15 protein-coding genes are annotated in these 12614 nt (G+C 43.5%); 12 read left to right on the top strand and 3 right to left on the bottom strand.

Annotated features, from left to right (window positions below):
* Positions 1 to 59 precede the first annotated feature (59 nt).
* The 4 genes from ACOAOT_RS07120 (at position 60) to ACOAOT_RS07135 (ending at position 2113) form a co-directional block, all read left to right on the top strand.
* On the top strand, positions 60 to 635 hold the full coding sequence (locus ACOAOT_RS07120; protein WP_420216352.1) for a TetR/AcrR family transcriptional regulator: 576 nt from the start codon (positions 60 to 62) through the stop codon (positions 633 to 635).
* A gap of 196 nt (positions 636 to 831) precedes the next feature.
* On the top strand, positions 832 to 1215 hold the full coding sequence (locus ACOAOT_RS07125; protein WP_170819954.1) for a BMC domain-containing protein: 384 nt from the start codon (positions 832 to 834) through the stop codon (positions 1213 to 1215).
* Between the two features lie 4 nt (positions 1216 to 1219).
* The gene (locus tag ACOAOT_RS07130; RefSeq protein ID WP_104435711.1) at positions 1220 to 1660 is read left to right on the top strand and encodes a EutP/PduV family microcompartment system protein; all 441 of its coding nucleotides are present in this window, start codon (positions 1220 to 1222) and stop codon (positions 1658 to 1660) included.
* Between the two features lie 21 nt (positions 1661 to 1681).
* Entirely contained in the window at positions 1682 to 2113 is a 432-nt protein-coding gene (locus ACOAOT_RS07135; protein ID WP_420216353.1) for a BMC domain-containing protein, read from the top strand.
* Positions 2114 to 2167: 54 nt separating this feature from the next.
* Here ACOAOT_RS07135 and ACOAOT_RS07140 read toward each other — a convergent pair whose 3' ends face one another.
* Entirely contained in the window at positions 2168 to 3094 is a 927-nt protein-coding gene (locus ACOAOT_RS07140) for a LysR family transcriptional regulator (RefSeq protein WP_420216354.1), read from the bottom strand.
* Positions 3095 to 3254: 160 nt separating this feature from the next.
* Here ACOAOT_RS07140 and ACOAOT_RS07145 point away from each other — a divergent pair, with 160 nt between their 5' ends.
* The 6 genes from ACOAOT_RS07145 (at position 3255) to rd (ending at position 6412) form a co-directional block, all read left to right on the top strand.
* Positions 3255 to 4373 (top strand): 5-methyltetrahydropteroyltriglutamate--homocysteine S-methyltransferase, encoded by a 1119-nt coding sequence (locus tag ACOAOT_RS07145; protein WP_420216355.1) that lies wholly within the window; start codon positions 3255 to 3257, stop codon positions 4371 to 4373.
* Positions 4374 to 4451: 78 nt separating this feature from the next.
* Complete coding sequence (locus ACOAOT_RS07150; RefSeq protein WP_420216356.1) at positions 4452 to 4793, top strand: arsenate reductase family protein; 342 nt, start codon at positions 4452 to 4454, stop codon at positions 4791 to 4793.
* Positions 4794 to 4886: 93 nt separating this feature from the next.
* Positions 4887 to 5231, top strand: a complete 345-nt coding sequence (locus ACOAOT_RS07155) for a cupin domain-containing protein (protein WP_420216357.1) — start codon at positions 4887 to 4889, stop codon at positions 5229 to 5231.
* Between the two features lie 150 nt (positions 5232 to 5381).
* Positions 5382 to 5612, top strand: a complete 231-nt coding sequence (locus tag ACOAOT_RS07160; protein WP_420216358.1) for a 4Fe-4S dicluster domain-containing protein — start codon at positions 5382 to 5384, stop codon at positions 5610 to 5612.
* The gene (locus ACOAOT_RS07165; protein WP_420216359.1) at positions 5599 to 6186 is read left to right on the top strand and encodes a 4Fe-4S binding protein; all 588 of its coding nucleotides are present in this window, start codon (positions 5599 to 5601) and stop codon (positions 6184 to 6186) included. Before ACOAOT_RS07160 ends, ACOAOT_RS07165 begins: the two co-directional genes overlap by 14 nt.
* A gap of 67 nt (positions 6187 to 6253) precedes the next feature.
* A complete protein-coding gene (gene rd, locus ACOAOT_RS07170; RefSeq protein ID WP_104435728.1) occupies positions 6254 to 6412 on the top strand; it encodes a rubredoxin in 159 nt (52 codons plus the stop codon).
* 74 nt (positions 6413 to 6486) lie between these two features.
* Here rd and ACOAOT_RS07175 read toward each other — a convergent pair whose 3' ends face one another.
* A complete protein-coding gene (locus tag ACOAOT_RS07175; protein ID WP_420216360.1) occupies positions 6487 to 8160 on the bottom strand; it encodes a S8 family peptidase in 1674 nt (557 codons plus the stop codon).
* A gap of 73 nt (positions 8161 to 8233) precedes the next feature.
* Positions 8234 to 9115, bottom strand: coding sequence for an N-acetylmuramoyl-L-alanine amidase family protein (locus tag ACOAOT_RS07180; protein WP_420216361.1), 882 nt, complete (start codon positions 9113 to 9115; stop codon positions 8234 to 8236).
* 135 nt (positions 9116 to 9250) lie between these two features.
* On the opposite strand from ACOAOT_RS07180, the gene ACOAOT_RS07185 reads away from it, so the two are divergent.
* Together ACOAOT_RS07185 and ACOAOT_RS07190 are read left to right on the top strand one after the other, a co-directional pair.
* Positions 9251 to 10207: a tRNA dihydrouridine synthase gene (locus ACOAOT_RS07185; protein ID WP_420216362.1), complete on the top strand. Its 957-nt coding sequence runs from the start codon at positions 9251 to 9253 to the stop codon at positions 10205 to 10207.
* A gap of 137 nt (positions 10208 to 10344) precedes the next feature.
* On the top strand, positions 10345 to 12603 hold the full coding sequence (locus ACOAOT_RS07190; protein WP_420216363.1) for a ribonucleoside-diphosphate reductase subunit alpha: 2259 nt from the start codon (positions 10345 to 10347) through the stop codon (positions 12601 to 12603).
* The last annotated feature ends 11 nt before the right edge of the window (positions 12604 to 12614 follow it).

Genomic DNA, 12614 nt, shown 5'->3' on the forward strand with positions numbered 1-12614 from the left:
ATATAATAAACGAAACGTTCATTATATAAAATTGCTAATAGAAAGGATAACAACTCAATATGGCAGGCAAGGGAAGACCGCGCAGTGAATCAACAGAGAAAGCAATCCTTAATTCAGCCCACACGCTGGTGACAGACCATGGATTTCAGGCTGTTACAATAGAGGGGATTGCTAAGCATGCAGGTGTGAGCAAAGCAACAATCTATAAATGGTGGCCGAATAAGGCGGCTGTAGTGGCAGATAGCTTTTTCACAACTCTAAAGGAGCAGTATCCTGTGCCGGATACCGGTTCGGTAATAGAAGATCTGGTAATCCAGATCAGCAATCTTTCTTCGTTCCTGGCTTCCGATGAAGGACGGATCATAAGGGAATTGATTGCAGAAGGCCAGTCTGACTCTGATGTAGCAGAGGCTTACCAGTCCAGATATTTTTCACCTCGCAGAGAAGTTTCCAGAACAATTCTGGAACGTGGAGTTAAGAGGGGGGAGATGAAGAGCGGACTGAATCTGGAATTGTGTGTGGAGATGATTTATGCCCCATTATTTTACCGGCTTTTAATTACCGGGGAGGGAATTGATGAAGAATTTTTAAGAAGTGTGGTTTCCTGTGTACTGAAAGGGCTTGGGGCGCTCTGAATTCTTTGATGACAACATTACCCTCTTGGGAAAGGTTTTTGCCTGGAAAATGTAAGACTGGAGAGATAGAACGATTAGAATGCTGAAAATATGGACATGTGATTCCCCTGACAATAAGGCATTGACATTGCCCTAGAGGGAAACGCTTATAATTGACTGGTAAAGTTTATATTTGCATGGATCGAGGTGGTATTAAATGGGAAATGAATATGGAGCTTCACCAGAACAGGGAGAGCAGATCCGTATCGTTCAGGAAACAGTGGCAGGAAGAGAAATTACTCTGGCTCATATTATCGGAGGACCGCTGCCAGTGGTATATCGTAAGCTGGGTTTAAATCCGGAAATTGATTACCGTTCATCTGCTATCGGAATTATGAATATGACTCCTCCGGAGTCGGCAGTCATAGCATCCGATATTGCGGTAAAGAGCGGAAATATTGATCTGGGATTTGCTGACCGGTTTAGCGGTACACTGATTATAACTGGTGAGATCGCAGAGGTTCAGGCTGCGATTACGGAGATTGTACAGTATTTTCATGATGAACTTGGGTACGTGACCTGTCAGATTACAAAGCGGTGATAAGATGAAAAAATTGTTTTTATGCGGAAGAAGCGAGGCAGGCAAGACTTCTCTGACCCAGGCATTAAAGGGAGAGCCGGTGGTTTATCATAAGACCCAGTATGTCAATCACTGGGATGTTACCATTGATACACCGGGAGAATACGTGGAAAATAAGAATATATCCATGCAGGCACTCTGCTGTTTTTCCTATGAGTCAGATGTCATTGGCCTGCTGTGCGGGGCAGATGAGCCCTTTAATCTCTTTCCGCCGGGGATTATCAATGCCTGCAACCGGCCTATGATTGGTATCATAACCAAAATAGATGCTCCCGGGGCGAAGGTTGCCATGGTGCGGCAGTGGCTGGAGGAAGCCGGATGTGAACGGATTTTCCCAGTAAGCAGTATCACCGGGGAAGGCATTGCCTTGTTAAAGGAATATTTAGGGGAAGAGAAAAAAGGATAAACCCAGAAAGGGTGTGTTTAAATGACAGAAAAGCGGCCTGATCAGGAAGCATTACAGCAGATTTTAGGAAAAACACACGGACATGGGGGAAATGAGCAGATGCGTGTGGTGAAAGTCTCCGTATCCGGGAAAGAAATATCAATGGCCCATGTCATCGGAGTTTCCGAACCTTCTGTATATAAGAATCTGGGCCTGGACATAGGTACCCATGCAGGAGAGGACTTTAAGGGAATGTCAATCGGCACCATTCATATGTCCCCTCCGGAATCCACAGTTATTGCAGCAGATATTGCGGTAAAAGCCGGGTACGTGGAACTGGGATTTTTAGACCGGTTCAGCGGTACCCTGATTTTGACTGGTCCTTTAGAGGAAGTGAAAACTGCTGTGTTTGAGATTATGAAATATTTTCGTGAAGAGTTACAGTATAAGGCCTGTCCGGTTACAGTAAGATAGTATAAAAGCGGTTCTGCAAGGTGTAATGATGCAGAACCGCTTTTTCTGTTAAAATCACATCACAAAAACCGCCAGCCCATCCGCCCGGATTAAATCCTTTAACTCTTCCAGATAGTTTTGGGCGAATATACTTAAGTGTATCTTTGGATTCTCAATCCAGCCGATCCTCATACACTCCGAGGTGACAAGAGGAACTGCAATGATATTATCTCCATTTAAGTTGCTGTTTAAGATTCCACTGCAGATGGTATAGCCATTTAACCCAATTAATAAATTAAATAACGTAGCCCGGTCACTGACGTAGATGATTTTCTTCCTTGGAACAGTGCTTAATATTTCCTCAGAAAAATAAAAGGAGTTATTTTCCCCCTGTTCAAAAGCCAGAAATGGATAAGCCATTAAATCCTCCATTGTAACAGATAAACGACTGGAAAGAGGATGGGATGAACTGATAAATACATGAGGAGAAGCTTCAAACAATGGGTGAAAGATCAGTCCGCTGTCTTTAAAAAGCTTTTCAAGTACCTTCTCATTAAAATCATTTAAATAAACAATACCAAGTTCACTTCTGAAATTTTTCACATCTTCAATGATCTCAAACGTTCTTGTTTCCCGTAAGGTGAATTCATATTCGTCATTATCCTGCCTTTCCACCAGATTGACAAAGGCATTTACAGCAAATGCATAATGCTGGGTGGATATGGAGCAGATCCGTTTTGCCGGAGTTTTTTTCAAATAATGCTGTTCCAGTAAATCAGCCTGCTCCAGAACCTGCCTTGCATAGGAAAGAAATTCACTTCCATCTGAGGAAAGAGAGATCCCCTTTGGATTTCTGTTAAATATGGTGATGCCGTATTCCTGTTCCAGTTCTTTCACTGCATTAGAAAGGCTGGGCTGGGTAATAAAAAGCTGTTTTGCAGCCTCTGATATAGACCCGCAGTTTACAATGGTGATGATGTAACGAAGCTGCTGTAGCGTCATTGCAATGGATTCCTCTCTTTCTTGTTCTGCTTTTATTCTAACACAAAGTGATATAGTTTAAAACTATACCAGGTCATAAAAATATAGAATTTTACAGATATCCCTTTATCCTTTAGAATAAAGAAAAACAAGACAGGAAAAAAGAGAGGAGAGTAAAATCATGACACAGTTGAAAAAAAGAGCCCCATTTAAATTTGATATAGTAGGAAGTTTTTTGCGTCCGGATTATTTAAAGGAGGCAAGAGAAGGATGGAAAAATGGAACCGTTACAGAGGAAGAATTAAGAAAGACTGAGGACAGAGCCATTACAGAGCTGATCGAAAAGCAAAAAGAGGCGGGACTTCCCGTCATCACAGACGGAGAGTTTCGCAGAAGCTGGTGGCATCTGGATTTCATGTGGGGACTTCAGGGTGTTAAAAAACTGGAAGTAGAACGTGGCTATGCGTTTCATGACGAAGTTACCAGAGGAGAATCGGCCGGTCTGAGCGGGAAAATCTCCGGGGAAAATCACCCCTTTGTAGAGCATTTTAAATTTGTGAAGCTGTTTGAGGATGATTCAGTTACTGCAAGACAGACCATACCGGCACCAGCCCAGTTTCTGGCGGAGCTGGAGCGGGGAGATAATCTGGAACAGACAAAATCTTACTATCCGGACGAAGAGGAACTGATCCTGGATATTGCATCTGCTTACCACACCGTACTGGCTGATCTGTATGAAGCAGGATGCAGAAATGTCCAGTTTGACGACTGTACCTGGGGAATGTTCTGTGACACTAAGTATTGGGAAGCCAGACAGAAGGGATCAAAATCTGTTACTTCCGAGGCAGAAAAGTATGTGAGACTGAATAATCTGGCGATGGAAAATCTGCCGGAAGATCTGGTAATTAATACACATGTATGCAGAGGCAATTATCATTCCACCTGGGCTTCCTCCGGCGGATATGCCCCCATTGCCCCCCATTTATTTGGAAAAGAAAATGTTTCTGCTTACTACCTGGAATTTGATGATGAGCGTTCGGGAGATTTTGAACCCCTTCATTATGTGGATGGAGATAAGCAGGTAGTCCTTGGGCTGATTACTACCAAATCCCCGGATTTAGAAGAAAAATCACGGATCATTGAGCGAATCCGCAAGGCTTCCCGTTATATCCCCCTGGACCGCTTATCCTTAAGTCCTCAATGTGGTTTTGCATCAACGGAAGAGGGAAATAAACTGACGGAAGAAGAACAGTGGGAAAAAATAAAACTGGTTAAAGAAATTTCAGAAGAGGTCTGGTAAAATTATCTTTAAAATGGTATTGTTGTTTGAGACATAAAAACAACAGTACCATTTTTAGTTTGGCAAAGGAGGCACACCATGAATGTACAGATATTCGGAACCAAAAAGTGTTTTGATACGAAAAAAGCAGAACGTTATTTTAAAGAGCGTAAAATTCCGTATCAGTTGATTGATATGAAGGAAAAAGGGATGAGCAAAGGGGAGTATAACAGCGTGAGGCAGGCGGTGGGAGGTACAGATGCCATGCTTGATGAGAATTGCCGGAATCAGGATGTTCTGGCTCTTATCAGATACATTGCTCCTGAGGATAAAGATGATAAGATTTTAGAAAACCAGGAAGTGTTAAAAACTCCCATTGTCAGAAATGGAAAACAGGCAACAATCGGCTATCAGCCAGATACGTGGAAAGACTGGAAATAAAAACTGACAGTTAGTGTACGGCTGTCAGATCATCTTGACATTATGATTAAAATTACTTAAAATTAAGAAAACTACGAAAAGGAGCGGCATAACATGAAAACGGAAAAAAATCAAAGGTGGGTATTCAATCAGGATATTGATGGAGAGAAAGCAGGAGACGGTGTTGTCAGAAAGGTGCTGGCATACTGTGATGGCATGATGTGTGTGGAGAATCATTTTGAGCAGGGAGCCATTGGTAAGATGCATAATCACCCTCATACACAGATTACATATGTGGCAAGCGGTGCCTTTGAATTTACCATCGGTGACGAAGTAAAGACAGTTAAGGCTGGAGATACCTTATTAAAACAGGATGGTGTGATGCATGGCTGTGTATGCCTGGAAAAAGGAATTCTAGTTGATATTTTCACCCCAATGAGAGAAGATTTTGTATCATAAATCGTTAAAGAGATCTGTATTTTGCCTGACATCAAGGCAGAGACAGATCTTTTTCCTCTTTTCGGATCAAAATGGATTGTCTAAAGTGACATGGTCACGGAAAAATTGGAAAAAATCTGTTAAGATCTAGAAAAAAACATGGAGGAAGCAATGACGTTACAAAAAAACAAGAGGTATGCAGTTGTAGATGAGACCCATTGTGTCGCCTGCGGCGGCTGTATGAAAGTGTGTCCGAAAGGAGCCATTACAATACCATGTGGGATCACAGCAAAAATAGATACGTTAAAATGTGTTGGCTGTGGTTTGTGCGCAAAGGCCTGTCCGGCATCAGTGATTCATATTGAAATACTGAAAAGGGGGGAAGAAGATGGGAACAAATAAGAAAAAAAACTGGTATGATTATCTCTGGCTGGCATCCTTACTCTATCTGATCCTGGGATTCTTTAATATCCTTTTTGCCTGGCTGGGACTCCTTTGTTTCCTGATTCCATTGGGAATCTCTGCAGTTAAGGGGAATAAAACCTATTGCAATCACTACTGCGGCAGAGGCCAGCTTCTGGATCTTCTTGGAAACAGACTGAAATTATCCCGGAAAAAAGATATACCAGCATTTATTAGAAGCCGTGGATTCCGATATGGATTTCTCATCTTTTTTCTTATCATGTTTGGAAATATGCTGTTTACCACCTATCTGGTTTTTTCAGATGCAGGAAGCTTAAAGCAGGCAGTGCAGCTTTTATGGACCTTTAAACTACCCTGGCATTTTGCTTATCATGGAACCATAGCAGCGGACTGGGTTGCCCAGTTTGCCTTCGGATTCTACAGCGTCATGCTCACATCCACAGTGCTTGGTATTATTACCATGGTTTTGTATAAACCAAGATCCTGGTGCGTATACTGTCCCATGGGAACCATGACACAGCAGATTTGTAAGTTAAAGGACAAATCATCATAAATCTATTGATAAAAAACATATTATATGCTATAAAAGAAGCACAGAGAAATGTAAGGAGGTGACAGGGATGGCAAAATATGTTTGTGAACCATGTGGTTACGTATATGACCCAGAAATCGGTGATCCTGATTCTGGTATTGAGCCAGGCACTGCATTTGAGGATATTCCAGAGGATTGGGTTTGCCCAGTATGTGGAGTTGGTAAAGATATGTTTGTTGAAGAATAAACCTGCAGTCATCTTTGAACCGCAGACATGCCTTCAAGCCACCGGCGATTTATTGCCTGGCTTGAAGGCTTTTTTTAATTACTGGTGAAACGCTCAAACAGCCGGTTTATATCAACCTGACCGTATCCCCATATATTGTTGGGATAGGTGTTTGCCGGATTTCTTACAGCGCCGCTTATCATCAGCCGGTTCACGTCATTGCCGGTGAGTCTGGGATAATTTCCCTTTACAATTCCCCATTCAAATACCATGGCAATGATTCCCGCCGCATGGGCAGCAGCAGCTCCCGTTCCGGTTGCGGTTCCGTAAAGGCCTCCCGGAACTGCACAGGTGAGTTCAAAGCCCGGAGCTGCAATATCCGGTTTTACCTGACCTGTTCTTGTATAGCCTCTTCCTGATTCAGGAAGAATGCTGTCATTTAGCTGGTTATAGGCAGCTACAGTCAGCTGATGCCTTGCATTGCCTGGCGATGTGACGGTGGTGTCAGGACTTGAATCCAGGAAAAAGGTATCGTTTGATAAAAGACTGCCGGAGGGTAGCCAGGAATGAAAGGAAAAAGCTTCGTTTTCGGGACTCTGCGCCCGGAGATACCAGATTCCGGGAAGGGGGTTACTAAAACGGAGAAGAATTAACTGTTCTCCTGTCTCCTCTTCAAAAATAATATTATTAACATAAATAGTAGTTTTATTAAAAATAAAGCTGAACTTTCTGCATTGGTTCAATCCCGGATAAACCGGCTGGGTAGATTCCCGGTTGGGAGAGGAGATATCAATGGAAAGTCTGGCAGGTGCATAAGTCCAGATTTCCATGGCAAATAAAGTGTCACTGCTGCCCACTCTCAGCTCTATGTCATTGTAGTAAGGAACGGTGGAAGTAGAATTGTAGTAGTGACGCTGGCTGTTTCCCTCATTGCCGGCAGCAACGGAGACCCCATTGCCGGGAAGAAGTGCCAGATGGTCTAAATAAGCGCTGGTCGCGCCTCTTCCGTCATGACCGCCCTGACTGCTTCCAATAGCAATACAGATAACCACAGGACGGTTAAACCGGGAAGCAACTGTAACAGCATAGCGGATTCCAAGAATTAAATCAGATTCCTGATAGCAGTTTGCATTTTCAGGAACAAAGGATACTTTTTTCAGAACAGGCTTTGCTTCCTTTAGCTTAACAATCACCAGATCAGACTGGGGAACAACGCCGCTAAATCCCTGCTGTTCGTTAGGGGATCCAGCCAGAATACTGGCAATGGCAGTTCCGTGTCCCAACGGATCTGTCATGGGAATAACGCTTAAAGGGGCTGGCGACTTGAGGGCAGCATTAATCTGTTCCCTGCTGTATTCAGAACCAAAGGTAAATTCATTGGGGATGGTGCCTGACTGATCGGTCTGATCCCACATGGTAAGAATCCGGGAAGTACCGTCATTAAAGAGAAATGCCGGGTGACGGTAATCAATCCCGGTGTCAATGACCGCTACCAATACCCCCTGCCCGTATAAAGCCAGATAGGGATTTGTCTGTACCGTAGTAACTCCCGATTTTTCCAGGCTTATGGTTGAGGCAAGGGTGTAAAGGGTAGGAAAGCTGCTGTAAGAATGCTTTCCAAGGTCACAGGGATCTCCGTTGCCGGCGGGGATATGAAGCAGAGAGTTCTGTCTGTTTAAATAAGTGATATTATCACCGGTATCATAGGTTGGAGCCAGGGCGGTGCTGATCATTAAATCATAATAACTGTTATCCAGAATTTTTGACAAACCTGTTCCTCCCTGCCAGTTTGGGCCGTAATTTATGATATATTTTATGCAGGAAGGCAGGGATTATGAGCTCTTAGTTAGCAGGTGGTGCTGAAACAGTAGCAGTGGCCGTTGTAAAAGTGGACTTTCCAGCTTTGTTTAAATATTCGATGATACCTTTGGCGTCAGCCTCTCCCAGTTTCTTTAACTGCTCGTCGGTGGAGAGGAATCCGGTTAAGTCGCTGATGTAATTGATGTATCCATGCTCAATGATAAAGCCACGGAGACCGTACATCTGGGAATATCGGGGAATTGCATAGTAATCAGCAGTACTTCCGTCTGGATATAAGGTTCCGTTTTTGGAATCCTGAAGGATTAATCCTCTGTTGTGAAGTCCAAGGCCGGTTAGCTGGTTTAAAATCGTATTTGCTGCGTCCTGGGATTGAATGGCAACGTCATTGTTAAAACGTCCGGTTCTGGGGGACATGGAACTGGCACCGTAAGCGTTCCTCGTAGTGCCGTTTCCTGCGATGGAATCCACGTGGAGACTGACAAATAAGTCTGCGCGGACGGAAGCCGCAAAGGCAGCCCGCTGATCCAATGGGACGGTGACCTCGGAACTGTCTTTCGTCATATAAACGGTATAATTGGAGTTTTTCTCCAGATATTCTTTCGTATAATTGGCTATTTTCATTGTAATGATATCTTCGTAATAGGTAACTCCGTCGTATTCGAAGTGGCAGCCGGAGTAGTGACCGTCTGTTTTTCCGTGACCAGGGTCTAAAACAACCACACAGTTGGATTTTAAACTCATTCCAGGACCGATCTCAGGCGCAGCAGTATGGTTAACCGGAGGAGCAAAGGCAGGTCCGGATTCTTCTTCCGCTTTTGCTGTAAAAACAACAGAAGATGAGAACAGGGCTGCAAGCATTATGACACCGGTAGTACGTTTAAAAATCTGATTAAAACGAAACATGATAGATCCTCCTGAGTAATGGCATTTTGCCCAATATTATAGCACCAATTTCCATAATCTGCAAATGGTATTCTATGAATTTTTCATCTCCTGTGGTAGAATGGGGAGTGTAAAAAAGGAACAGGAGAACTGCTTATGAACTATTACTTCGCCCCCATGGAGGGGATTACAGGATATATTTACAGAAATGCACATCGTAAGTTTTTCAAGGATGTAGACGTATACTTCACACCTTTTATTGTGCCGACCCAGAACCGTGAATTTTCTTCCAGAGAAAAAAATGATATTCTTCCGGAGCATAATGAGGGCGCAAGGACGATTCCCCAGATTATGACCAATCATTGGGAGGGCTTCGTCTGGACCGCTATGGAACTTAAAAAATATGGATATGATGAGGTAAATCTAAATCTGGGCTGTCCATCTAAAACAGTTGTATCCAAGCAAAGAGGCTCTGGTTTTCTTGCAGTTCCTGATCAGTTAGATCAGTTTCTGGACCGGATTTTTTCCATTGATATGAGCATTTCCATTAAAACCAGAATCGGAAAGGACAGTCCGGAGGAATTTTACCGACTTATGGAAATCTATAACAAGTATCCTGTTAAGGAGCTGATTATCCATCCCAGAATTCAAACGGATTTTTACCGGAATACTCCAAACTGGGACATGTTTCAGATGGCAGTCACCGTTAGTAAAAATCCCGTCTGCTATAATGGAGATATATTTACTCCTGAGGCTTATGACCGAATGGTTCAGACATTTCCATCTGTGAACCGGGTGATGCTTGGCAGGGGACTGATTGCCAACCCCATGCTTGCAGGAGAAATAAAAGGACAGGGACGTCTTAAAAAAGAACAGCTGAGGGCATTTCATGACGAAATTCTTTCTGGATACCAGGAAACGATTTTTGGTGACCGCAATCTGCTGTTTAAAATGAAAGAACTGTGGGCTTATATGCTTCAGTCTTTTGAAAACAGCGAAAAGCACGGGAAAAAGATACAAAAATCCCAGAATCTATGGGACTACACCTCTGCTGTAAATGCACTTTTTCAGGATCTGGAGTTAAAATCTTCTATGGATTTTCTTCCCCGGTGATTTTTTTGAAAAGATAAAAAACGAATATTTTGTGATCGGATGGTTGAAATTAACAATATCTTGTGGTATATTCATGAATATAGCTTTGATAACAGTTATTGATATTATTATAACGCAATAGAATGGCAGGAATCAGTATGGATGAATTATACGGTAAAAATGAGATATTGGCATACTTTAAGGAAGTACCTGAATTAAGTCCGGTACTTGATGAGATAGAGCGGGAATACAATTCACCGTCATACGGTCTTAACAAGCTTTATATAAAGTTTATGACATTTTTTAAAGAGGACATGACGGTCAGAGAGAGACTTTCTGCACTGATTCAGGCAGCAGTTGAGCTGACGACCCAGGAAGCCTCTGACTGGGAATACGTAAGTGCCAGAATTTATCTGGTTCAATTTGGACGAATCCTGAAAGCAGAGCTTAACAGGCATGGATTAAAAAGCTTCTATGATAAAGTTGCTTATTTAACGGGTGAGAATCTGTACGGAAGCTACATTCTTGACAATTACAGCGAGGACGAACTTAACCGGTATGAAGCTTATATTGATCATACCAGAGACCGTCTGTTTAATTACTCCGGACTGGAACTGGTGTTAAACCGTTACGTTATTCATAGCAGGGAGAATGTTCCCCTTGAAACACCTCAGGAGATGTTTTTAGGGATTGCCATGCATCTTGCCATGCTGGAACAGGTAGACCGGGACGGCTGGGTAAGGAAGTTTTATGATATGCTCAGCACATTAAAGGTGACCATGGCAACGCCGACTTTATCCAATGCGAGAAAACCATACCATCAGCTCTCTTCCTGTTTTATAGATACAGTGCCGGACAGTCTGGACGGAATTTACCGAAGCATAGACAGCTTTGCCAAGATCAGTAAATTTGGCGGCGGCATGGGACTGTATTTTGGAAAAGTCCGGGCGACTGGAAGTTCCATAAGGGGATTTAAAGGAGCGGCCGGAGGTGTGATCCGTTGGATCAAGCTTGCCAATGATACGGCTGTTGCAGTGGACCAGCTGGGAATGCGCCAGGGGGCGGTAGCAGTGTACTTAGACGTATGGCACAAAGATCTTCCGGAATTTTTAATGCTTAAGACCAATAATGGCGATGACCGCATGAAAGCCCACGATGTTTTCCCGGCAGTATGCTACCCCGATCTTTTCTGGCGGCAGGCGAAGGAAGATATTGAAAGTAACTGGTATCTGATGTGTCCCCACGAGATACTGACTGTAATGGGCTGGGCATTGGAAGATTGCTGGGGAGATTTGTGGGAGGAACGTTACCTTAAGTGTGTAAATGACGAAAGAATTCATAAGAGGGTTGTCTTGATTAAGGACATTATCCGACTTGTTTTAAAGAGTGCGGTAGAAACAGGAACTCCATTTACATTTAACCGGGATGCAGTCAATAATTTCAATCCAAACAGCCATAAGGGAATTATCTACTGCAGCAATCTCTGTACGGAAATTGCCCAGAATATGAGCGCAGTGGAACAGGTGGAACAGAGCATGAAGACCGTGGACGGGGAAACGGTTGTAGTAACCGTGACAAAGCCGGGAGATTTTGTTGTCTGTAATCTGGCCAGTCTATCCCTTGGAAAAATAGATGTAAATTCCAAAGAAGAATTAACCGGGCTGGTCCGCAGTGCAGTGCGTGCGCTTGACAATGTCATTGATCTTAACTATTTTCCAGTTCCTTATGCAGAGATCACCAATGAACGATACCGCCCAATCGGTCTTGGAGTTAGCGGCTATCACCACATGCTTGCCAACAACAAAATCGCCTGGGAATCAGAGGAACATCTGGCTTTTACAGATCAGGTTTTTGAGACCATAAATTATGCAGCGGTGGAGGCCAGCTGTGATCTTGCAAGAGAAAAAGGAAGCTATTCGTTCTTTGAAGGGAGCGACTGGCAGACGGGTGCTTATTTTAAAAAACGGGGCTATGAATCCCGTGAGTGGAACGAATTAGGCAGGAAAGTGAATGCATGGGGTATGAGAAACGGCTGGCTGATTGCGATCGCCCCCACCAGCAGTATGAGCATGATTGCAGGGACAACGGCAGGACTTGATCCGATTATGAGCCGGTACTATCTGGAAGAGAAAAAGAACGGACTGGTTCCAAGGGTTGCGCCTGGGCTTACTCCGGATACATTCTGGCTATACAAAAATGCTCATTATATTGACCAGACCTGGTCTGTAAAGGCAGCAGGGGTCAGGCAGCGCCATGTTGACCAGGCCCAGAGCATGAATTTGTATATCACCAATGATTATACCTTAAGGCAGGTGCTTGGGCTATACATTCTGGCGTGGGAATCGGGAGTAAAGACCATTTATTACATCCGCTCCAAAAGCCTTGAAGTGGACGACTGTGAGGCATGCTCCAGCTAAGAAGTTAAGAA

Source organism: Lacrimispora struthionigena (genome assembly GCF_048627165.1).
GTDB lineage: Bacteria > Bacillota > Clostridia > Lachnospirales > Lachnospiraceae > Lacrimispora.

Excerpts from the sequence above, each read along its gene's own strand:
- ACOAOT_RS07120 (WP_420216352.1), top strand. The coding sequence starts at position 60 with ATGGCAGGCAAGGGAAGACCGCGCAGTGAATCAACAGAGAAAGCAATC.
- ACOAOT_RS07125 (WP_170819954.1), top strand. The coding sequence starts at position 832 with ATGGGAAATGAATATGGAGCTTCACCAGAACAGGGAGAGCAGATCCGT.
- ACOAOT_RS07130 (WP_104435711.1), top strand. The coding sequence starts at position 1,220 with ATGAAAAAATTGTTTTTATGCGGAAGAAGCGAGGCAGGCAAGACTTCT.
- ACOAOT_RS07135 (WP_420216353.1), top strand. The coding sequence starts at position 1,682 with ATGACAGAAAAGCGGCCTGATCAGGAAGCATTACAGCAGATTTTAGGA.
- ACOAOT_RS07140 (WP_420216354.1), bottom strand. The coding sequence starts at position 3,094 with ATGACGCTACAGCAGCTTCGTTACATCATCACCATTGTAAACTGCGGG.
- ACOAOT_RS07145 (WP_420216355.1), top strand. The coding sequence starts at position 3,255 with ATGACACAGTTGAAAAAAAGAGCCCCATTTAAATTTGATATAGTAGGA.
- ACOAOT_RS07150 (WP_420216356.1), top strand. The coding sequence starts at position 4,452 with ATGAATGTACAGATATTCGGAACCAAAAAGTGTTTTGATACGAAAAAA.
- ACOAOT_RS07155 (WP_420216357.1), top strand. The coding sequence starts at position 4,887 with ATGAAAACGGAAAAAAATCAAAGGTGGGTATTCAATCAGGATATTGAT.
- ACOAOT_RS07160 (WP_420216358.1), top strand. The coding sequence starts at position 5,382 with ATGACGTTACAAAAAAACAAGAGGTATGCAGTTGTAGATGAGACCCAT.
- ACOAOT_RS07165 (WP_420216359.1), top strand. The coding sequence starts at position 5,599 with ATGGGAACAAATAAGAAAAAAAACTGGTATGATTATCTCTGGCTGGCA.
- rd (WP_104435728.1), top strand. The coding sequence starts at position 6,254 with ATGGCAAAATATGTTTGTGAACCATGTGGTTACGTATATGACCCAGAA.
- ACOAOT_RS07180 (WP_420216361.1), bottom strand. The coding sequence starts at position 9,115 with ATGTTTCGTTTTAATCAGATTTTTAAACGTACTACCGGTGTCATAATG.
- ACOAOT_RS07185 (WP_420216362.1), top strand. The coding sequence starts at position 9,251 with ATGAACTATTACTTCGCCCCCATGGAGGGGATTACAGGATATATTTAC.
- ACOAOT_RS07190 (WP_420216363.1), top strand. The coding sequence starts at position 10,345 with ATGGATGAATTATACGGTAAAAATGAGATATTGGCATACTTTAAGGAA.